The sequence below is a fragment of the Yinghuangia soli genome (assembly GCF_021502675.1).
Classification (GTDB): Bacteria; Actinomycetota; Actinomycetes; order Streptomycetales; family Streptomycetaceae; genus Yinghuangia; species Yinghuangia soli.
Genome location: NZ_JAKFHA010000018.1, coordinates 90,636 through 111,806 on the forward strand (window position 1 = coordinate 90,636; position 21,171 = coordinate 111,806).

The following is a 21,171-nucleotide window of genomic DNA, read 5'->3' on the forward strand; positions in this document are numbered from 1 at the left end:
CCAAGCTTCCTACCCTCGTCCCGCCACGGCCCGCAGGCCCCTGGCCCGTGCCGAGCAGGGCCGCAGCGCGGACGGCGGACAGACCCGTCGCAGCTTGGACGTCAGCCGCGACCCATAACGGTACGCGCCGCGGCCAGCAGCGCCCGGTTGGCGGCGATCCAGTCCTCGCGTACGTCAACCGGCACCTCCACCCCGATCGACGTACGCGGCCCGTCGCAGACCCGGACGCTGACCACGCCGTCCTCCCCGCTGACTGTCACGTAGCCGCTTTCGCCCGCCGGCGGCCAATCGAACGACAAGTCCTGGTGGGCGTCAGCTGCTTCCCACGCCTCGAAGCGGTCAAGGATCGTCTCCCACCAGTCCAGAGAGTCCTGCCCGTCGTCATCGACGTCGACATGGGTGTCCGTCTCGGCCGTGATCCAGTCGCTGTGCACCGCAATCGTGCCGGCGAACATGCGGGACCCTCCGTCCACCCACCGCGGCACCGGCGAAAACCGGACCGTCACGCCCTGAACCTCATCGGCGATCCTGAACAGCTCCACCATCGCCACCGTCTCTGACTCACCCAAGGCTTCCCCTCCCCGCAGCGACTACCGTGAGCCCGGCCGTACATCGCCGCTACCTGACCGCACACGCACCCCCGCGGCAACACACTTGCACACCAAACAACATGAGCCGCCACCTGCCTCGTGGTCGGCCTACACGGCGGACGCGCACCCCGCAGGACCATTTCACGCAGGTCGCCGACGTGAAAGCAGGTTGATCATCTCGGCCCCGCCCCGGTTCGATCAGCAGATGCCCGAGACCGATGTCGACCTTGGTACCGTCACCGCGCCCTCCGGAATTCTTGTGCTGGGGATGGCGGGCTGGATCGACTACTGGCCTCGGTTGGGCCGGCCGCTGTCAGAACTGGCCAGGGCCGTAACAGGCGGTGGTGGCGGTGGCCACCTGCACGGGCCCGACACCAGCGAGCCGTCCGGCTGGATGTGCGAGGCAATCGCCGTCGCGGCCGCCGCGGACCGGCCCTTGCAAGTGCGTGCTCAGACGTCGGCGTCACCCTTCGACGGGGAGCCGACTATCGCCGTCCTGGAGGTCGACCTCGGCCTGCCCTGGCCCGGCTCCGATGACGGCGGTCCCGTCCTGCTCGGCGACCTCCCCGTCGATCGGTGCGGCATGGTCCTCGGCGACGCTCAGGCGCTGGACGGCTTCACCGGCTTGGACGGCCAGTCCACCAACGGCCTGGCGGACGTCACGTATTGGGGCAAGCACGAGGACAGCGTCCATGCGCGGTTCGGCGGTGACCGCATCGTCCAGTACCCCAGTGGACACGGCCCTCGCGGTTGGCTCGACCTCCCCATCGCCGAGGCCGAAGCCGTCGCCGAACAACTGCGGACCTGGACCCGAGAGGGTCCCGGCAACGGCTTGATGGTCTCCGTCGACCCCCACACGGACTTCCACCGCTTCACCCGGGCCGGCTGGGGCCACCCGCTCCTGGCCGGCCGCATCGATCTCGACGGATGCCCGGTACTCGGTCTGGGGTGGGACCCGGGGGACCACTCCATGCGCCACCGCGGAGAGCGCGCCTACGGGCAGGTCTACCCGGCCACCCTCGAAAACCGCGCCGGCGAAGCGGTACTGCAATGGGCCATCCCGCCCTACGACTCTGCCGCTCCCGAAAACTAGGGCGTGACCGTGTCCGGCCGTCCTGCGAGAGCCGAGGCCGGAGTCGTACGCGCGCTGATCTCTCGCTGAACGTCTCGTCCGTCTCCGACGGGAACCATCTGATCGTGCAATCTCATCGCACGCTGTCGAATACGGTTGCGGTGGACCCTGCCGGCCGGGCGATACTCCCCCATGAGCAGAAATGCCAACCGAAGCGGCCTCCTGGCACATCTGGAGTCGCTGCCGTGGCTCTGTCCCGGAAGTGTGCAAGTGCTGATCCACGGCGAGAAAGACGACTGCTTCGGCCTGTGAATGATCCAGGACGGCAAGTTGGCCGGGGTGGCCCTACCGCGCAGTCTGCGGATCCACCCACCGGCCCCGGACAACCACGACTATCCGCCGAACCCCGAATATCTGCTGCGCACCGAACGCGGTAGACCGTTGCCTGAGCAGACCCCGGAGGAAATAAGCGATGCACGCCCGGCCGGGCGATCACCACAGTGGTGCCGATGAACCCGAACCGCTGACCGACGACGAGCTTGACGAGATCGAGAGAATTGCCGATTCGGCAACCCCAGGCCCCTGGTACGTCCGGCATCTCGACGACGACTTCGCGATGAACCTTGTCGCCGTCAGTACTGTCTGCGATACCGGCTTGGGCGAACGCTGGCCGGAGTTCGATCATGAGCAGAGCGTTGCCGCCACCCCGGTCCAGCAGCCACGCTACGTGGACGTCGCAGACGAACGTTGGGACGCGAACGCCAGATTCATCGCCATGGCCCGCGAGGAAATCCCACGCCTGACCGCAGAGATCCGGCGCCTCAACGGGCTACTCGGCAACAAGGAGCTCGGCTACCCACGCTGATGCCCGCTCCGGGCCCGATTGCCATGAACCGCTCGTCATCAGGGCGCACCTGGTGGGGCGGCGGCCGACATCCACGTCGAGCAGCAGGGCAGCGGCTTGGACCTCGACCGAGCCGAGTGCTTACCGCCAACTGTGTACCGATGTTCCCCACCACCGGTGACAGGCACGCGGAACTCCGGCATTTCGTAAGGCTCGTACTCGTATTCGTACCGGTACGCGTCGCCGAGCTCCCAAGCATGCTCGTGCGCCGCCTTCGGTCAATCCCCGTCTTGGCCGACGCACACTCCGCCGACGGCCTGGCACGCACGAGCCGATACTCGGCCGCGTCCCGCGTCGCGGCGGCGCGACCGGATCTTCCAGGGGCGGCCCGACGTACCGCACCCTGCTGCACATCTCGAAGGCGAGCCGGAGCCGATCGCGCTCACGATGCGCCTGACGGCAACTGACGTCAGGCGACTGACGGTTGAGGGACGGTTGAAGGGCCTCACTGTCTTCCCCTCGCCGTACGGACACCACGGCGCGACGCCCATGACGCGCTCCCTGATGTAACGGCTGCTACATTCTGTTGCGTGACAAGCACTGACTCCGACGTCCGGTGGCTGATCCTGGTGATCAAGCTGCCTGCCGACCCGTCCCGGCACCGCGTCGCGGTGTGGCGGGAGTTGCGCAAGATCGGCGCCCTCTCGCTCGGCCAGGGCATCTGGGCCGTACCGGACGTACCCGTCTTTGCTTCCGGAGTGAAGCGCGCCCTCGCCCTCACCGGCGCGGCCGGCGGCCAGGGCCTCACACTCCAGGCCGCCGGCCGGTCCGAGCAGGACGCCGCACTCTTCCGCGACATGTTCACCGCGGCACGCTCCGCCGACTGGGCCGAATTCCTGGCGGACTGCGGCAAGTTCGAGGCGGAGATCGCGAAGGAGATCCGCATCGCGAAGTTCACCCTGGCCGAGCTCGAAGAAGAGGAGCAGAGCCTGGAGCGGCTGCGGCGCTGGCACCGCGACCTCACCGCCCGCGACGTCTTCGGTGCCCCCGAGGCCGCGGAAGCCGGCGAGCGCCTCAAGCACTGCGCCGCCGTCTGCGAGGACTACGCGGAACGCGTCTTCGCCGCGCTGCACGCCACCGACCAGGAGCCGTCGTGACCGCCACGCCCACGGCCCCGGTCACCGCCGCCCCGCGGCGGGCCATGTGGCCGCTGTACGCAGCCGGCTTCACCACCGCCTTCGGCGCGCACGGCATCGCCGCCAACCTCGGCGGCTTCTCCGAGGACGCCGTCACCTCCCTCCTCGTGCTCGGCGGACTCCTCGCTCTGTACGACGGCGCCGAAGTCCTCCTCAAGCCCGTCTTCGGCTCGCTCGCCGACCGGATCGGCGCGAAGCCGGTCCTACTCGGCGGCCTTGTCGCCTTCGCCTGCGCCTCTGCGCTGTACGCCATCGCCGACAGCCCCGGCTGGCTGTGGGCCGCGCGCCTCGGGCAGGGCGCGGCGGCGTCCGCGTTCTCCCCGTCGGCGTCCGCGATGGTCGCCCGCCTCAACCCGGCGGCGAAGCGCGGGAGTGCGTTCGGCGGCTACGGCTTCTACAAGTCCATCGGCTACACCCTCGGCCCGCTGCTCGGCGGCGTCCTGGTGTGGGCGGGCGGACTGCGGCTGCTGTTCACGGTGATGGCCGTGTGCGCGGCGGCGGTTGCGCTGTGGGCTGCGCTCGCCGTACCCGTCGTCCCGCCGCTGCCGCGTAAGCGCCAGACCGTGGCCGACCTCGCCCGCCGGCTCGCGGACCGGAGCTTCCTCGTCCCGACCGCGGCGCTCGCCGCGGCGACCGCCGCGCTCTCGGTGGGCGTCGGGTTCCTGCCGGTGTCCGGGTCCGCCGCCGGGCTCGGCACCGTGGCCACCGGCGCCGCGGTCTCCCTCTTGGCCGCCACAGCCGCCGTCGTCCAGCCGCGAACCGGACGCGCGCTCGACGCGGGACGCCTGTCCACCCGTACCGGACTGCTCACCGGCCTCCTCGCCACGGCCGCCGGCCTTGCCGCCGCCACACTTCCCGGCCTGACCGGAATCCTGCTGGCCGCTGCGCTCATCGGCACCGGGACGGGCCTGATCACCCCGCTGGGCTTCGCCGCCCTGGCCGCCTCCACCCCGGAGGAACGCATGGGCCAGACCATGGGATCAGCCGAACTCGGCCGCGAACTCGGCGACGCCGGAGGCCCCTTGTTGGTCGCCGGCGTCGCGACCCTCTCGACTCTGACCATCGGCTACGCAGCACTCGCCGCCGTGATCGCCGCAGGCCCGCTCGTGGCGCTGCTGCTCCACCGAAACCGCCCGTCCCCGCAACCGGACGGCAAACCCCGCACGCCGGCAGGCTGATCCTGCGCACACCCGACCCGCCGTCCGCTCTGTTTCGCTGCTGCCTTGGCCCATCCGGTTCGGGAGCCGGGAGAGGACACCGGACCGCAGACCTCTGCGCCGTCGGCGACCTGTTCTTCAGGGAGTTCGGCGGCTATCGGCACGGGCCTGGTCGGCGAGGCAGCGCGCTCGGAGAAGCTCGATCCTACCTGTCAGTAATATTTGACCCAGATCGATTCTAAGAACTACGCCCTCATGGTGCACGCAAGCACCATGCGCCCCAGACGACCGCTTCTTCACCAGCTTGGCGGCTTGCAGTCACCAGACCGGGCCGTTTAGCGCCGACTGGGACGGATTGGCGCGGCCTGAGCACCCGTATCGACGGTGTTCAATGGACGGATGCCCCTCGACGCCGACGCACCTCCGCCACCGACTGCGCCCTCGGACGCAGTCCCGGCGGACCCGACTGCCAGGCCGACCCCGCTGCCGGAGCCTCCAGTACGCCGGGGAGAGTCGCAGCGGGACATCGAACGGGGCATCCTGCGCTGGATGTTCGTGTTCTTCTTCGCCACGCACATCATCGGCGGCGTGATCTGGCTGGCCATCTACCTGTCCGGCAAGAGCGGCCACTGATGTACGCCACGCCCGCGCGCTGACGGCTCCCGCGCCCCGGCCGCCGCCGGCCGCGAAGCGCTGCCCGGCCCGTACACCGAGCCCGGTGCCCACATCCCAGCCTCCGTGCCTGCCCTGCCTTGGCGTCCAGACGCATCGCCCTACAGCCGCCAGCCGAGGTGGTCCAGCGCTTGAGGCGACTACCGCGCACGGGCCCTCACTTGCGTAACTACGAAGCTCGCCCAGTCGTGCGATTACGAAACAAGCAACATAGCGGGAATTGTGTTGTACCTCAGACAGGCATCCCGAATAGCCGAAAGATCCGATTTTCCGGCCCAAGAACCCTTTATCAGCATGGAGTTACCGGTAATTCGTTAATGGCACGACGATGAGGTGCCCGACGGATCCCGACCATCACGCCCGGATGCCCGCCGCAGTGCCCACGCGGACATCCCGCGCTCGTTCGCCGAGATCCGGCGCCTCAATCGGCTACTCGACAATAAGGAACCCGGCCGCCACCCACGCTGACGCCCGCCCCGGGCACGGCTGCCATGAACGAGTCGTCAGCGGAGCCGTCTGCCGAGTTGGTCATGGCGTCGACTTCGAGCAACAGGTGAGCGGCTTGGGCCATCGGTCGAGCCAAGTGCGTACCCGAGCGCGTACCGCTGACTGCTGTACCGATGTACGCAAGGCGCCTTCGGTTGCCTGGCCGTACCGCGCCCTTGCCGACGCCGCACCGGAGTAGTGCGTGCGACCGACGTCTTGCCGACTACTGCGTCACCGTACTGAGCGGGTGGTCGTGCGAATTGGGACAGGTGTAGATCTGCATCCCGTGTGTGCGGCCGATTTCGACCATCGTCGGCATGTACGCGGGGCGATCGTCCACCTGGCGCTCGTCGGCGTCTTCGAGCGGGCGCCAGCTGTCGTTGCCGTCCCATTCGGTGCTGTCGACGTAGAGGAAGGGAAGCATGACGGCGTCGCAGACCCCGCAGACCTCCGGCGAGGGGTCGCGGAAGCTCCACGGGCCCCAGCCGCCGAGCTTCCAGCCCGTCGCGACACCGAGCTCGTACTGGTAGACCAGGCCCACGCTCTCCTCCCACACGCCGACCCGCTCACGGAGTTCGCGGGAGAGCTCGTGCGGTGCGGGGTACTCGCGGACCTGCTCGGGGTGGACGACGCACGGCTCGGGGACGTACTCGTCGTGCTCGACGAGGAACGGCGCCGGCGGATCGGTCAGCACAGCGGCCACGTCGTCCGCGCGCCTCCAGCGCAACTGCACACCCGGCAGGGCCTCTTCGCCGTGCTCGAAGGGGCACCACAGCACCTGGAGCAGGTCGCACCCGAGGGGGCCGTCCAGGCCGGGAGTGTCACGCGCGTACAACTGGGCGACGGGCAGGAGGGGCACAGCGGCATCGACCTGGTCGGATGGATGGCCCGCGTCGATGCGGTCGAGCTCGGCCCGCTCGTCAGCGGTGAACCGGCGGTGCCCTGCGGCAGGCCCCGAGCCCAGGCTTGATTGCGGATTTCACGGCTGCGGCGTACGCCGCCGAGGGACTGGCGGTTCCTGGAGGAAGGCCCGTGCGTCTCAGGGCACACCGGCCACGGCTCGTCCGCCGGCCACAGCAGCGGCCCACCCACGGAACTCTCGCGCACCGTCGGGGTGCCCGGCCGAGGGTGCAGGCGCGTCGTCGTGCGTGCGAGCGGACTCAGTTCCGGGAACACGGCCGTGACGTCGAGCGGGCGCGGCGGCGTGGTGCGGGACATGGACAAGCTCCTGATACGTCGGGAGAACACATCGAACCAGAGGGAGCGGACTCCGGACTCGGGCAGCCGGCGGTCTGCAGGGTTCATGCGTCCGGGAGTCCGGCGGACGGGCAGCACCCGAAGCCACTGCGCCCTGTCGGCTGATGCGCCCATCGTCGACGGCGCCCGGATGAGGACCGGTTCGGGGCCGGGCTCCGACCACCGCGGCGGTCGCGTAATGCTCTTGTCCCTTTGGCCGTATCACGTCGAATTCAGGGTCGTTCCGGAGGGACGCGCGCCAGGACCCGGTGTCGACTGCCGGGCCGCCTCCACGACGGAGCCGTGCCGTTGGCCTGTCACCGTTCACTGCGATGATGATCGACCGCGCGAAGGGATGGGGGCCGGACATGGTGGAACACGCGGCGCAGCAACTCGCCGAAGCGATCGTCGCGCATGCGCCTACGGGTTGGACGCGGGCGATTCTGACCCGCACCGCCGACTACCGAAGCGTCTCCGCAGCCGGTAACTACTCCGCTCCTGACAGCCCTCCGTGGGGCCACTTCATCCCCAGTCCCTTCACGGAACTCGACGCCCTCGCCGCGGCGTTGCGTGAGGCCCGCGGCTGGGAACGCGTCAGCATCGAGATCGAGTGCCGCCCGTCCGGACGGTACCGGATGGTCGCGGCCACGGACGCGGTCACCAGTCTGCGCGGACGAGGCGGCGGTTTCCTCGCCGTTCTGGACCCCGGCCACCGGCTCGTGCAGCCAGGCGCCGAACAGGAGGAGGGCACGGCCCAGCCACTCGGCGACCCGCACCTTGCGGCGGCGCGCTTCCACCAGTACATGGAGCAGCGGCAGCAGATCCTCGGGCGGCCCGAGCCGCTTCCTCCGGCTGCCTCTGCTGCGGAAATCGACGACGCCGAGCACGGGATGGGCCGGGCCCTGCCCGCCGACTTGCGAGCGCTGTACCTGATCGCCGACGGCGACGGCATAGACCACAAGCACCACTACGTCCTCGCCGACTACGCCTGGCTCCGGCTGGCAGACCTCGTGGCGGCGAACACCGATCTGCGCGAACCGAACTGGTTCGGCTGGGAGATGGACTGGGACCACGTGGTCTTCGACGCCGATCCGCCGGAGACCGTCCGGCGCTGCGGCGGACACCCGGGCTGGTTGCCGTTCGCCAGCGGCGAGGACGGCAACTACCTGGCAGTGGACATGGCCCCGGCACGCGACGGCCGCCCCGGTCAGGTCATCCGCATAGGCCGGGACTACCGGGACGGCCCTACGTACGTCGCGGACTCGGTCACCTCACTGCTCGGCCACCACCTGGAGGCACTGGAGGAGACGGAGTACGAGCTGGACGGCGGTGACGACGAGCAGCAGGGGGCCTACCTCACGCTGCCGGAGCCGGACCCGGTCGGCGGCCCGCGCGAGGTCGTCGGTGCGATCCCCGACGACGTCCCGTCCACCCTTCAGGCGATCCACATCAACGATGCCGGCCTCGTCGACCTCGCGCCGCTCACGGCAGCTCCCGGTCTGCGGCGGCTCCATCTCAACCGGAGCGCGACCGCCGACCTGTCGCCCCTGCGTGGGCTGCCGGTCGAGGCGCTGCGCGTCACCCTGGACGGCGGCGACCTGGCTCCGCTCGCAGGCCACCGCCACCTCGCGGCCTTGGAGTTGGCGGCCGCCGACCCGATCAACATCGCGCCGCTGTGCACCATTCCCGGTCTGCGGGCCGTGGACCTCGCGCGTGCCGAGGTGCTCGACCTGACGGTGCTGTCCTACCTGACAGGGCTTCGCTACCTGGCCCTGAACCGGGAGCAGTGGGCCGCGCTGCTGGGCCAGGGGCTGGTACCGCCGAAGCTCGCCGCAGTCCGGTTGGCCGACGATGATGCCCTGTTCGACGAGGCGCTGGCCTGGTCGAGCCTTCTCGGCCTGGACAGCCCGGACGCCGTCCGCGCAGCCGGCAATCTGGGAACGGCCGACAGGTGACGGGATCCGCACTACGCGGTGGCTCGGCAGTTCGCCCCAGGCACCGCATGGTGCGGATCCCCGAGCGGGCCTGCAGCCGGAGACAGCCGGACCGCGACGCACGACACACCATGACATGGCGCCGCCGCACGGGAGGCAACGTCAGCAGGCGTCGTCCTCCCAGACGCGGAGGGACGACGGCCGGCGCGTGTCGAGGGCAGACCACACCTGGTGGCTGCCGATGGCTGCGGCCCACGCTTCCAGGTCATCGCCGCTGTCGTGGAAGAACCACGAGTTGAAGCCCCCGAGCGCGTCCAGTTCGGGATCCGCCGGGTAGATCAGTTCGCAGTGGACCTGGACGTAGTGCTCGAACTCGCCGTCCTCGCCGACGATCTCGAACTGGCGGCAGAAGTCCACACTGAACATCCGCGGTCCGTCGAACGCCCAGGTACCGAACTGGAACAGCAGGCCGTCGGCGTCCGGCGTCGGCGGCGTGGCGAACCGGGAACCGGCGTAGCGCAGATACCCCTGCCACACGAACGTTGCCGACGGCGGTCGGTCATGGGCGTCCTGGAGGCCCAACTGCGCGGAGAGCACCGCGGCGGCCTGTGTGACGGCCTGCCTATCGGGTACGTCGGCGGACTTCACGCTGCGGCCGGAACGGAGCGGATGCGGATGACACCGGCACGCCACTGGGCCTCGTCAGCGGGGTCGACCCAGCCGGACGAGACGTCGCATCCGCCATGCAAGACCACCTCCAGCGCGTCCATGGCCAAGCCAGGCAGCTCGGCCGGGAACGCGGGCAGCGCGGGCAGTCCGTCCTCGTTGCCGGTGTACGCGCCTCCGCCGGGCAGTTGTATCGCGAGCAGCGCCGCAGCGGCCACCGCCTCGCCGCCGTAGTGCCGCCCGGGCCCGGTCGCAACACATTCCAAGGCTGCGTGCACCAGCGCCGTCGCAGCCGCTGAATCGCAGGCGCCAACCGCGTCGACGAAGTCCCCGACGCTGTCGCGGTCGAACGGGCCCGTGCCCCATGTGCCCATTGCTTGTCCCCCTTCTGGATCACTCTGCTGACACCGGACCGTACCGTTGGCGTTCGACGCAGCCCTGGGAGGGCCCGGCCAGCCGGGACCTTGCACATGCGCCGGCATCGCAAAACGGCGGAACGGGGATTGCCGATGCGGAGCAGCGACCTCGGCCGACGCGACCCGCGTGTGTGGGATCGAGGGGAATCGGCGACCAGCTTGTCGGTGCGCTGCGCCATGGTGGGCGCGGGCGGGGACCGGACGTACCGAAGAGAGAGTCATGGCGGCGGCTGAGTACCTTGACGAGCTCGTACGTGACCTCGCCGTCGCCGAGCGGCGCCCGGCTGCCTCTGCGGCACTGGTCGCTGCAGGGGCCGAGGCCGCCCCGGCCGTCTTGCGGGAACTCGTCGACGAGTCGTCACCGGTGCCGTCGTACGTCGCCGGCGCCGTGCTCCGCGGCATCGGCATGGGTACGTTCGACATGGTCTTCGAGGCCCTCGTCGCCGCGCGGAACCCAGGAGCGCGTCGACGCATCGGCCGGGCGTACTGCGACTACGGCACCGCTGCCCTCAGCCGGTACACCGCGGCTCTGTCCCATCCGGATGCCCACGTCCGGCACGCCGCCGTCGGCGGTATCCGGTCGTGCGGGCCGGATGCGCTGCCGGCGGCCGGGGCGCTACTGCCGCTGCTGGGCGACCGGGATGCCGAAGTCGCCGAGGCCGCCGGAACGGTCCTCATGCTCGTGGGCGACGCCGTCGTGCTCCGACGGGTCCGCCGCGACGGCCCGGGCCGGCTGCGGTCCCGGGCGCTGGCGGTCCTCGCGGACATCGGCGGGGAGTCCGCGCTGTCGGACCGCGACCGGGCGGCGGTCGAACGGCTGCTCAGGATCAAGCTGATCGGCGACCGGCCGGTCGCCCCGGACGCGTGCTGGATGCACTGGCTGGCCATACCGTCCGGCGACCAGGCGGGCATCATCGCCGCGCTGGGGCTGGCTGGGCCGCGGCAGGTGACGTTCACCCTGGGCAACGACGTTGTCGACAGCGACGCGCACGGCCGCCTCGACGCCGACCACGACTGCTTCGACCGGGTGTTCGTGACACCCGAGCTCGACGGCTGGACGTTCGTGATGGGCCGTTGGTGCGACCCGTGCGATCCGGACCGCTGCGACGACGTCCTGCGCCTGTGCGGGCTGCTCAGCTCCCGCTACGGCCGGGCCCAGGCGTACTACTACGGGGCGCAAGGCGACGGTTCGGCCTGGCTCCTCGCCGAGGACGGCGTCGTCGTGCGCCGGTACTGCGAGACCGGCAAGGGCGACGACGAGTTGCTGACCCTCGGGGAACCGCTGCCGCTGGAACGCCTTCGCCGCGCGGAACTGGGCCTCGCATCCGACTGGGACACGGCCGAAGAGGAGCAGGACGCCGAGGACGAATGGAAGTGGGCGGCTTTCGATCTGGCGCCGCGGATCGCCGCCGCGTACGGAGTCAGCCCGCTCGCCATCGGAGCAGACACACTCATGCGTGGCACGGGCGTGCTGGCGCTGACTCCGTACGCCACCAGCCGCACACTGCCGGCGGGCGCGTACCGAATCTGATTGCGGACATCGAAGCAACTACTGCCCGCCGGCTTGCAGGAGTCAGCAATGCCCGCGCCCGGGGCGGGTTCCCTGGTGCCTTCGTACGGTCTCCGGCGGGGCTGGGCCGGATGGCGTTTTTACTTGCAGGCCGTGCCTGCGCTGCCCGGACTGCGGCATGCGCTAGGTCTGGAGTGCACGATTTTCTCTGGAATATGCATTCTGGTGGTCGCCCGTGTGCGCGGGCCCGGCGGACAAGGCGGGTGGCCCCTGTGTGGGCGATGATCCTCAAGGAGTTCTTGGAGTTGCGGCGGGACCGCCGCACGATGGCGATGATCGTTGCCTTGCCGCTGGTGCTGTTGGTGGTGTTCGGGTACGCGGCGAACTTCCGGGTGAGCGACGTCCCGACGACGAGGACCAAGCGGGCCATCGCTACCCGCACATGCCGACCAGGGTCGAGATCGGGCGCAGCTACGGCATGCAGATCTACACCTGCCCCACCTCGTACGACCACCCGATCAGCACGGTGACGCAGTAGCCGCCGAGGGGCCGGTCGCACCATCCCGGTTCGGCGTCGGCGAAGATGCGGCGGGGGTCGAGCGCGTTAGCGGCCCGCAGCCTGAGCCGCTCGGACCGGCTGTCAGGCAGGCGCCTTAGCCTCGTTCGCATGCTCGACCCCCGACCGCATCCCGATGCCGACGCTCCCGAGCGAATCCAGGGTGTGTGGAGGCGCTTCGCCGGCCTCCTTCGCACGCATGCCCCCGACAGTCATGCCACGCTCCGCCCCGGAGCGACGCCCGGACAACTGGCTGCGCTGGAGGCCGGGCTCGGCTTCGCGCCTCACCCCCAGTTGGCCGTCCTGCTGTCCCTGCACAATGGCGCCGGCCCGGTTGCAGGAGGTCCCCCGTACACATCGGGCGGTGGATTCCTGCCGTTCGGCCACCGGCTGAGCGACGTCGACGCGATCGCGAGTGCGTCCGAGCGCACCAGGGACCTGGCCGAGGAGCTCGGTCAGCCTGGCGTGGCCGAACTGGCCGCCGATGTCGATGCGGACGACGAGTTCGCCGAGTTCGCCGAGTTCGCCGAGTTCGCCGACGCAGGAGTCCACGACTACCCCGAGGGGCACGTCGCGTTCTGGGTGCCGATCTCCGACACGGTCACGGGTGCCGTGATGTTCGTCGACCACCATCCCGGTCCGTGCCACGGCCAGGTCTTCGAGATCGATTTCGGGAACGGCGGCATGCCGGAGTTCTGGGCGGTCGACCTCGCGCACCTCTTCGGCGTCCTCGCGGACGCGTGGGAGAGCGGCGGTTCGTTCCGCGGCCACTGGCCCTCGGCTGCGACCACGGCGGAGGGCCATCGCGTCCTTGAATGGGACTTCCGTGGCTGACCTTTTGCCGGCGGCCGCCGATTGCCGGAAGCCGGATGCCGATGCGCGAACCCGCGGACCGTCGGACTGGCGGCCGCCTGACGTGGCTCTGCCTGGGCGTGCAGCCTCTGAGGACTGGCGTATCCCAAGACAAGCAACCAAAGGTTGCGCATCTTGGGGGACTGATCTAGCGTCATAGGCAACCCAAGGTTGCATGAGGAGGCGGGCCCGATGGAGTACGGCAGCATCGCGCGGGAGATCCACATCGATGCCACACCCGAAGTGGTCTACCAGGTGATCAGTACGCCCGAACACCTCCGCGAATGGTGGCCCGACGACGCCGAGCTCGATCCCGTACCCGGCGGCACCGGGGTCATCACCTTCGGCACGAAGGGCGCCCCCGACGCCGTCATCGCACCGATCACCGTCGTCGAGGCCGACCCGCCGCGCCGCTTCTCCTTCCGTTGGGTCTACGAAGACGAGGCCGCGACGCCCACCAACTCGCTCCTCGTCACCTTCGACTTGGAGCCCTCCGGCACCGGCACGCTCGTCCGCTTCACCGAGGAGGGCTTCCGCGAGAAGGGCTGGGAAGCGGCCGTACTGGAAGAGGCGTACCGGGAGCACGTCGACGGCTGGAACTTCTTCCTCCCCCGCCTGGTCGCGTACGCCGAGCGCCTGGTGTCCGCGCCGTGACCGCCGCCATCGACGACGAACTGTGGTCGGCCATCGGCGACCCGATACGGCGCCGCATGCTCGACCGGCTCCTGGCCGACGGCGGCGGCACCGCCACCACGCTCAGCGCCCACCTCCCGGTGACCCGGCAGGCCGTCGCCAAGCACCTCGGGGTGCTCGACCGGGCCGGCCTCGTACGCGCCACCCCGTCCGGACGCGAACGCCTCTACCACGTCGACGAAGCCCAACTCGCCCGCGCCGTCGCACAGCTGTCGGCCGTGGGCGCGACGTGGGACGCCCGCCTCCAGCGCATCAAGCGCATCGCCGAGGCCATCCAGCGCAGCCAGGAGACCTGACACTCGCCTCGGCTACCCCGGATCGCCCCAGGCCCCCAGCCCCGGGTTCTCCTGCAACAGGCCGACGCCGGATGCAACGCAGCGCCACCGCACCAGCGGCGGCGCCATCCCGGCACGCCCGGAGCCGGACTCCCCCATGCACGCACCATTCACCGCAACGCACGAGAGAGGTCACCGCAATGCCCGACATCCTGCACCGCGTAGGCGTGGTCGCCGCCCCTGACGCCGTCTACACGGCACTGACCACGATCGACGGCCTGACCGGCTGGTGGACGGACGACGCCACCGGCGATGCGTCCGCCGGCGGCGTCATCCGCTTCAGCTCCATCCCCGGCGGACTCGACCTGAAGGTCCTGGACACCCGCCCCGGCGAGCTCGTGCGCTGGGAGGTCGTCCAAGGCCCCAAGGAGTGGATCGGCACGCATATCGTCTTCGGCCTCTCCACCTCCGGCGACTACACCATCGTGCTGTTCAAGCACGAAGGCTGGCGTGAAGCCGCCGAGTTCATGCACCACTGCAGCACCAAGTGGGCGATCTACATGATCAGCCTGAAGAAGCTCGTCGAGACCGGCAAGGGGGACCCCGCGCCGCACGACTACACCATCAGCGACTGGAACTAGCCGGGACGGGACCGCGCTGGGCCGCGTAGGGGCCCGGTGGCGCGGACGACGGGGAAGCCGCCTGCGCCACCGGGACTTCGGCCCCGGCGTGGTCCCGACTGGTCCCGACTGGCCTGCGTCTGCCGCGTCCGTACGCCCGCCTGCGGACGTACGGACGGGGCAGAGCGCACGCCAAGCTGAACGGACGTTCTGCCCCGTCACCTCAACCGGCCGCGCGGCGCGCGGCGCGCGGCGGCGCGCAGGGACTCCAGGACGATGCGCCCGGGATAGTGCTCCCAGGGGTACCTGCCGCGGTAGTAGCAGTCCCAGTAGCTGGCCGCGCGTTGGCGCGTGAGGTGCAGGAACTCGCGGTTCGCGGCGAGGACGGAGCCGTAGACGTCGTGCTGCGGCGTTCCGGGGGTGTCGAGACCGCCCAGTCCGTCCTGGACGGCGCTCTGGATCTGCACCACGTACTCGCCGAGCAGTTGGACGACGAACGGCACCACCCACGGCTCGACCACGGGCAGGACGTGCGCGAGGTGCCGTTGGCGTACCCGGCCGTCGTGGTGCCGGGTGTAGAGGCAGTGGAGAATGATCGCCTGTCGCTCCGAGAACGACGCCTGGAGGGCGGCATCCGGCTCGTCGCAGTAGAGGCGGTACGGGATCGCCACGGTTTCGCCCTGGACGTCGACCACGAACGGCTCCGCAGGCGCGTGCTCGGGCGGCGGCATGGCCGAGGCCACGGCGTGCGCGTCGTCGGCGAGGAATCGCGGGAACGCACCGACGGCGAAGTACGCAGCGTGGCCGGGCGGTTCCGCGAGCGGGGGCGTCATCGGTGCGTTCTCCGGCGATCGGTGGGCGATGACCGCGCCGCCGAGAGGACGCAGACCGTCGGCGGCGCCGGGGTTCCGCGAGAGCCATCCCGTCGACATGCGCCCCAGCGTACGGGCCGCAGGCGACCGCACCCAGGGAATTCTTGGCCGGCACCGTTCCGCACACCGCATCGAAACCCGATGGCCCGCCCGCAGGTGCCACTCGGCCTCTCACGTGCCCGTCGGCTGCCGGGACTCGGTCTGCGCACGTGAATCCCCGTCATCAGGCGCGAGTACGCGCGCGTCCGCGGCAATTCGCGATAAGGGTCCCCATGGTGTGCGGGCGCGGCAAGGCCGCCCCCGCCGGAGGCGCAACGAGGCTGGGCGGAGGCGCCGTACACACGCAGGGCGCAGGGCGGTCGGCGCCCGGCCGAGGGGCACGGCGTCAGACCGCCGCCGGTTCACGGGAAGTGTGCGCACCCGTAGACAGGTTCGACGTGTTCTCCGTGTCGGCCAGGCTCGGCCGGCTTCGCGGGCCCCGCGCGCGGCCGGTCAGATCCTGCGGGTGATGACCATGATGTATTCGCAGGGTGCGTTCGTGCGGTTGGCGAAGCCGTGGTCGGTGTCGGCCTGGAAGAACAGCGAGTCGCCTGGGTCCAGGGTCTCGGTGATCCCGCCGATCGCGACGGTGAGAGTGCCCTTGAGCACCACGACCTGCTTCTCCGTGCCGGGTGGGTACGCGGGCAGCAGGCCCATGGAGACCTGCGCGGGCAGGTAGTGGACGATCAGTTCGGCGCCGCCCGCGCCGGGGGCCGCCGACACCATGTGCCGCTCGAAGCCGGTCTCCGGGTCGCGGAAGACGGGGCGTTCGTCCTTGCGCATGACGACGGCCACGCCGGACGCGGCTGCAGCCGGCGCGCCGACGAGGTCCGAGAGGGACGCGTCGAGGGCGTGGGCGATCCGGGACGCGATGCCGATCGTCGGGCTCTTCTCGCCGCGTTCGACCTTGGACAGCATGGCCCGGCTGACCGACGACCGCTCGGACAACTGCTCCAGCGTCAGGCCTGCTTCGTCGCGGCGCCGCCGCACGTTGCGGCCGAACGCGCCGGCCAGGTCGTCGCCGTGCGTCGGCGGTTCGGCGGCGTTCTCGTCCTGCTCGGCCACGCTGCTCCTCGGTCGGTGTCGTCGTCGTATCGCTGCGCACAGTTTAGGGTTTCTCTTATAGAAGACGTGATCTACTATGAGAGAAGCACGTTGTGTGCTCGACATCTCGTCGACATCTCGGAGGGGTTCCATGCGTCTGCTCTCGACCGGCCGCCACCACGCCGCGTTCGCATTCGGCGATCTGCAGGTCATCGCGCTGCGCGACGGCTACATCGACATGCCGCCGACGCGGCTCCGCGACGCGTGCGGCTGCCCGCTCGCCGAACTGCCGACCGCCGTCCCGCTGGTCGGCGGCAACCTGCGCCTGTCGGTCAACGCCTTCTTCGTCACCGACGGCGCACAGTCGCTCCTCGTCGACACCGGCGCGGCCGACGTCTGGCACGACCCCACCATGGGACTCATCTACGACGCACTCGACGAAGCCGGCATCGACCGCGCGCAGATCACCGACGTGGCCATCACCCACCGGCACGAAGACCACGTGAGCGGCCTGGTCACGCCGGACGGCTCGGAGGCGTTCGCGAAGCTCGAGCGCGTGTGGATCGGCGCGGGAGACACCTCGGTGTTCACCGGGCGGCTGGCACCGCTCCGCGACCGGGTCGTCCCCGTCTCGGAGAAGGCCGCGATCAACGCCTGGGCCACCGCGGTCCCGGCACCAGGCCACACTCCCGGCCACACCGTGTACGAGATCGCTGCCGGCGCCGGCCGCCTCCTCGTCTGGGGCGACACCGTCCACGTGCCCACACTGCAGTTCGACCGGCCGGACGTGTCCTGGGAGTTCGACGGCGACCAGCCCCAGGCCCGCGCCGCCCGCGCAGCACTCCTCGAACAGCTGACCCGCCCCGACCACTTCGTGGCCGGCGCCCACCTCGACTCCCCCGGCATCGCCCGCATCACGCCCGCCGCCTCCGGCGAGGGCTATGCGCTGGAGTACCTCGCACCCCCGATCGGCTGAGCGAGCCGGGCTGTCCCGGAGATTTGCCCGCTCGGCCACCGGCGCTCGGCCACCGGCGCACGGCCACCGGCGCACGGCCGTCCAGGCGACACGCCCGCCTCGCCGGGAGCTCGCGGCAGCCCGCCAGGGCGGCTGTTCGAGCGTTGGCTAGGCTTCCGCGCTGTGTCCAACCTGACTGGTGTTCAGCACGCCACCATCGATGCGATAGTCGCCAATGCCGGCCGTGCAACGCTGCCCTTCCGGCGGGCACACCGGGATGAGCAGTACGCGACCGCCTTCTGGTTCAACGAGTTGGTGGAGACCACCGCCGAGGTGGAGAGGGTCCGGCAGTTCCTCGTGACCGCTGGTGAGCCGACACGGGTCGAGATCGCGGAGTTCACTCTGCGGCCCGAGTTGTGCGCGCCGGCGGTGAGCGCGGAGAAGCTGATCTGGACCGGGTTCGCCGACGGATGGACCCACCTTGGCGACCTGGGAGTGGCTGTCCTGCCGACCTCTGGGCTGCACGAACACGGTGAGCGCAAGGGGTGGCAGTGGACCACCGATGAGATCACCGACGGAATGGCGGCCAAGGACGACGACATTGCCGCCCTCGGCGCGGAACCGGTGCCGGCCTACCTACTCGGCCATGACGTGGGGGCCGGGAACGGTGCACGGGAACAGGCCGTCGTAGTCGGTGCGGTGGCCCGTGCCCGTCGTGGCGGCGTCGTCTGGGTCGGTGACGTACCGCAGGGTTGCGTCGGCGCACCGGTGTTCATCGGTGTGAGTCTCGGCGGCGACAGCTTCAAGCTGGTCTGTGTCGGGGCGGTCCTCCCTGGCCGCGGCGGCCGCCACCCGATTGCGACGTTCGACCGCATCAGGACCGCCTTGAGCCGCCTGGCACCGGATGCCGCATCAGCCGTCGAGGCCGCCGGGCAAACTCCTCCGACGCCTGAGAAGAAGAAGAGATGGTGGCAGCGACACGGCTGACAGGCGACTCCTCCGAGCCCGGGACGCGCATGCGCTCTTCGCATCTGCAGCGGAGATCCGACAGGTGGTCGTCGGGGAATTCGGGTGAGGAAGTCGAGGTGTTCCTCCGGTAAACGGGCCTCGGCGGTCCTGCCTGCCTTCGGAGCACCGGGCGGGCGGACAGGACGCTGCAGGGGTAGAGGGGCGGAAGCAGCGGCAGCGTTGGCGGTGGCAGCGGCATGCGAAGTCGCGGCGCAGCGACGGGACGGGGGCCCAGAAGGAAGCTCTCGTTCTACGACGGGCGTTCCGCTCTTGGTCCGCTCTCGTTCAGTGTTCTTTCAGTGCTCGCCTGTCGAAGGCGCGGTCGCGTACGCGGCGCCTTGCAGGGCAGGAGTACCGGGTTCCAGGTCGGTTGCGGTGCCGGGGGCGTGGGCGGTGGCGGCCTTATCCGCCGGGGCGGCAGCGGCGGGTGTTGCCGCGCGGAGGGCTGCCTCGACCCGGCGGTTGCTCGTCATCGTCGCGGTGACGGCGGTCATGGCGAGCAGCAGCCCGGCCGCGACGTACAGCGGGGTGCGCACGTCGTACGCGGTGGCCAGCCAGCCGCCCAGGAACGCGCCGAACGGCGCTGCGCACATGCCGAGCATGCGGGACGTCGAGGCGACCCGGCCCATCAGGTGGGCGGGGACGATCGCCTGCCGCAGGGAGGGCCCGAGCACCATGGTGGCGCCCATGCCCGCGCCGCAGACGGCGAGGGCGAGGCCGGCCGCGTAGGCGTTCGGGGCGGCGGCGAGGCCGAGGATGGCGAGGCCCTCGACGGCGGCCGTGCAGGTGAGTGCCGTACCGGTGCCGAGGCGGCGGCCGAGGAACGATGCGACGCCCGCGCCGAGCAGGCCGCCGGCGGCTTCCGCGGTGAGGAGCAGCCCGAACCCGAACGCGCCGATGCCCAGGCGTTCGTGCGCGAACAGCGCGAGCACGGTCTCCACGGCGAGGAACGCGACGTTCCCGACCGCCGGGCGCAGCGCGAGCCCGAGCAGCAGCCGGTTCCGGAACACGTACGACGCACCTGCCCGCGCCTGCCGCAGCAGCGACTCGCGGGCTTCCGGCACGGGCCGGGGCACCGGGGGCAGGGAGCGTACGAGCACGGCGGAGACCGCGAAGGAGACGGCGTCGGCGACCAGCGGGACCGACCGCCCGGCCGCCAGCAGCGCGCTGCCCGCCGGGGGTCCCGCGAAGCCGGACGCGGCGGTCTGGGCGCCGCGCAGGCGGGAGTTGGCGCGTTCCAGGAGCATCGGGTCGCGGCCGAGCAGGTCCGGCAGGTACGCGGTGGCGGCCGTGTCGAAGAAGAGCCCGCCGAGGCCGAGGAGGAACGCGACGGCCGCGAGCAGCGGAATGCTCAGCACACCGAATACGGCGGCCAGGGCGGGTATCGCGAGCAGCACCGCGCGCGCCGCGTCCGCGACCCACATCGTGCGGCGGCGGTCCCAGCGGTCCACCAGGGCACCGCCGAGGATGCCGAAGAGCAGCCACGGCAGCGTCCCGGCGGCGGTGACGAGCGCGAGCGCCATCGGGTCCCGGGTCAGCGCGAGTGCGAGGAGCGGCAGCGCGGCGTGCGAAACGCCGTCGCCGAGCGAGGAGATCGTCTGCGCGGTCCACAGCCGCCCGAAGCCGGTCGGCAGCTTGGCTGCGTCCAGGGTCACTCGGCGTCCCCTGCAGGTGCATCGTCGCCTGCAGCTGCTTGGTCTGCTCCGTCTCGTGTTGCTTCTTCGGCAGCTGCTGATGCTTCTCGGGCCTCTGCGGCGTGCGTGGGCAAAAATGCCGGGGTGCCCGGGGTGCCCGGACCGCTCGGGGTGGTCGGCTGGACCGGGTGTACCGGGTGGAAGAGGGCGAAGACGAGCGACACGTCCGGGAGCGCCGGGTCGGACAGTGCCCGGTACTCGTCCGCAAGGGCCTGCAGGCGTGTCCCGAGTTCGGCGAACTGCTCGTCGGTGAGCCGCAGATGCGCCATCCGCACGTGCCGTGCGGTGTCCCCCGACGCCGCCTCCAGGTCCGCCACCGCGTGCCGCATCAGCACGTCGGGCCCGCCTTCGCCCGGATCCGGCAGGACGATCGACCGAGCGGCCATCGCGTAGTACCGCTCGGTGACGCCGCGTACCTTCCGGGTCCGTACGACCTTGATCAGGCCGGCCCGCTCCAGCAGCCGTACGTGGTAGCTGGAGCTGCCCTTGGCGAGCCCCACCCGGTCGGCGATCTGCGTGATCGTGGCGGGCTCGAAGCGGAGCACGGCCATGATCCGGTGGCGCGTGAGGTTGGAGACGGCGCGGAGCTGCTCGTCCGTGGTGACGTGGAGCGTCTCGGGGAGATCGTCGGTGGGCATGCGCCAATGGTCAAGACTTCTTGACTATTGGTCAAGGGGAACGCGCGGACTTGCCGGCAGCGAAGGTCCGAAACACGCTCATTTGCGGTATTCCGCCATGCCCAGGACGGCGGCCGGCCGCATTGCGCGCGGAACCTGCCCGTACG

The 21,171-nt window shown here is 70.6% G+C and carries 20 protein-coding genes and 1 pseudogene; 13 read left to right on the plus strand and 8 right to left on the minus strand.

Going from position 1 to position 21,171, the window contains the following annotated elements; translation table 11 throughout:
- Positions 1-101 precede the first annotated feature (101 nt).
- Complete coding sequence (locus tag LZ495_RS26645) at positions 102-569, minus strand: DUF5959 family protein (protein WP_235055432.1); 468 nt, start codon at positions 567-569, stop codon at positions 102-104.
- 226 nt (positions 570-795) lie between these two features.
- Between LZ495_RS26645 and LZ495_RS26650 the strand changes: the two genes are divergently transcribed.
- From LZ495_RS26650 to LZ495_RS26670, 5 genes are all read left to right on the plus strand, one after another.
- The gene (locus LZ495_RS26650) at positions 796-1,683 is read left to right on the plus strand and encodes a hypothetical protein (RefSeq protein WP_235055433.1); all 888 of its coding nucleotides are present in this window, start codon (positions 796-798) and stop codon (positions 1,681-1,683) included.
- Between the two features lie 451 nt (positions 1,684-2,134).
- Positions 2,135-2,527 (plus strand): hypothetical protein, encoded by a 393-nt coding sequence (locus LZ495_RS26655; RefSeq protein ID WP_235055434.1) that lies wholly within the window; start codon positions 2,135-2,137, stop codon positions 2,525-2,527.
- A gap of 569 nt (positions 2,528-3,096) precedes the next feature.
- Positions 3,097-3,663 carry a Chromate resistance protein ChrB gene (locus LZ495_RS26660; RefSeq protein WP_235055435.1) on the plus strand — a complete coding sequence of 189 codons (567 nt, stop codon included), beginning with the start codon at positions 3,097-3,099 and terminating at the stop codon, positions 3,661-3,663.
- Positions 3,664-3,707: 44 nt separating this feature from the next.
- Entirely contained in the window at positions 3,708-4,880 is a 1,173-nt protein-coding gene (locus LZ495_RS26665) for an MFS transporter (RefSeq protein WP_235055514.1), read from the plus strand.
- A 378-nt stretch (positions 4,881-5,258) separates the two neighbouring features.
- Positions 5,259-5,492 (plus strand): hypothetical protein, encoded by a 234-nt coding sequence (locus LZ495_RS26670; RefSeq protein ID WP_235055436.1) that lies wholly within the window; start codon positions 5,259-5,261, stop codon positions 5,490-5,492.
- 748 nt (positions 5,493-6,240) lie between these two features.
- Here LZ495_RS26670 and LZ495_RS26675 read toward each other — a convergent pair.
- The gene (locus LZ495_RS26675; RefSeq protein ID WP_235055437.1) at positions 6,241-6,876 is read right to left on the minus strand and encodes a hypothetical protein; all 636 of its coding nucleotides are present in this window, start codon (positions 6,874-6,876) and stop codon (positions 6,241-6,243) included.
- Between the two features lie 709 nt (positions 6,877-7,585).
- Between LZ495_RS26675 and LZ495_RS26680 the strand changes: the two genes are divergently transcribed.
- On the plus strand, positions 7,586-9,208 hold the full coding sequence (locus LZ495_RS26680; protein ID WP_235055438.1) for an SMI1/KNR4 family protein: 1,623 nt from the start codon (positions 7,586-7,588) through the stop codon (positions 9,206-9,208).
- Positions 9,209-9,349: 141 nt separating this feature from the next.
- Here the strand turns inward: LZ495_RS26680 and LZ495_RS26685 are convergent, their stop codons facing one another.
- Entirely contained in the window at positions 9,350-9,835 is a 486-nt protein-coding gene (locus LZ495_RS26685; RefSeq protein WP_235055439.1) for a hypothetical protein, read from the minus strand.
- Complete coding sequence (locus LZ495_RS26690; RefSeq protein ID WP_235055440.1) at positions 9,832-10,227, minus strand: DUF4259 domain-containing protein; 396 nt, start codon at positions 10,225-10,227, stop codon at positions 9,832-9,834. The genes LZ495_RS26685 and LZ495_RS26690 overlap by 4 nt, the downstream gene beginning before the upstream one ends.
- Before the next feature lie 262 nt (positions 10,228-10,489).
- On the opposite strand from LZ495_RS26690, the gene LZ495_RS26695 reads away from it, so the two are divergent.
- The 5 genes from LZ495_RS26695 (at position 10,490) to LZ495_RS26715 (ending at position 14,796) form a co-directional block, all read left to right on the plus strand.
- Positions 10,490-11,800: a hypothetical protein gene (locus LZ495_RS26695; protein ID WP_235055441.1), complete on the plus strand. Its 1,311-nt coding sequence runs from the start codon at positions 10,490-10,492 to the stop codon at positions 11,798-11,800.
- A gap of 646 nt (positions 11,801-12,446) precedes the next feature.
- Positions 12,447-13,169, plus strand: a complete 723-nt coding sequence (locus LZ495_RS26700) for an SMI1/KNR4 family protein (RefSeq protein ID WP_235055442.1) — start codon at positions 12,447-12,449, stop codon at positions 13,167-13,169.
- A gap of 210 nt (positions 13,170-13,379) precedes the next feature.
- Positions 13,380-13,841, plus strand: a complete 462-nt coding sequence (locus LZ495_RS26705; RefSeq protein ID WP_235055443.1) for an SRPBCC family protein — start codon at positions 13,380-13,382, stop codon at positions 13,839-13,841.
- Positions 13,838-14,176 carry an ArsR/SmtB family transcription factor gene (locus LZ495_RS26710; protein WP_235055444.1) on the plus strand — a complete coding sequence of 113 codons (339 nt, stop codon included), beginning with the start codon at positions 13,838-13,840 and terminating at the stop codon, positions 14,174-14,176. Before LZ495_RS26705 ends, LZ495_RS26710 begins: the two co-directional genes overlap by 4 nt.
- A 179-nt stretch (positions 14,177-14,355) precedes the next feature.
- Complete coding sequence (locus LZ495_RS26715) at positions 14,356-14,796, plus strand: SRPBCC family protein (protein WP_235055445.1); 441 nt, start codon at positions 14,356-14,358, stop codon at positions 14,794-14,796.
- Positions 14,797-14,993: 197 nt separating this feature from the next.
- Here the strand turns inward: LZ495_RS26715 and LZ495_RS26720 are convergent, their stop codons facing one another.
- Entirely contained in the window at positions 14,994-15,707 is a 714-nt protein-coding gene (locus LZ495_RS26720; protein WP_235055446.1) for a hypothetical protein, read from the minus strand.
- A 432-nt stretch (positions 15,708-16,139) separates the two neighbouring features.
- Positions 16,140-16,751, minus strand: a complete 612-nt coding sequence (locus LZ495_RS26725) for a helix-turn-helix domain-containing protein (protein ID WP_235055447.1) — start codon at positions 16,749-16,751, stop codon at positions 16,140-16,142.
- Between the two features lie 130 nt (positions 16,752-16,881).
- Here LZ495_RS26725 and LZ495_RS26730 point away from each other — a divergent pair, with 130 nt between their 5' ends.
- Both LZ495_RS26730 and LZ495_RS26735 read left to right on the plus strand, forming a co-directional pair.
- Positions 16,882-17,706, plus strand: a complete 825-nt coding sequence (locus LZ495_RS26730) for an MBL fold metallo-hydrolase (protein ID WP_235055448.1) — start codon at positions 16,882-16,884, stop codon at positions 17,704-17,706.
- 162 nt (positions 17,707-17,868) lie between these two features.
- Positions 17,869-18,672: a hypothetical protein gene (locus tag LZ495_RS26735; protein WP_235055449.1), complete on the plus strand. Its 804-nt coding sequence runs from the start codon at positions 17,869-17,871 to the stop codon at positions 18,670-18,672.
- 317 nt (positions 18,673-18,989) lie between these two features.
- Here the strand turns inward: LZ495_RS26735 and LZ495_RS26740 are convergent, their stop codons facing one another.
- Together LZ495_RS26740 and LZ495_RS26745 are read right to left on the minus strand one after the other, a co-directional pair.
- Positions 18,990-20,327 (minus strand): MFS transporter, encoded by a 1,338-nt coding sequence (locus LZ495_RS26740; RefSeq protein ID WP_235055515.1) that lies wholly within the window; start codon positions 20,325-20,327, stop codon positions 18,990-18,992.
- A gap of 179 nt (positions 20,328-20,506) precedes the next feature.
- Positions 20,507-21,025 (minus strand): annotated as a pseudogene (locus tag LZ495_RS26745) (ArsR/SmtB family transcription factor); the annotation flags it as partial.
- Positions 21,026-21,171: the final 146 nt, after the last annotated feature.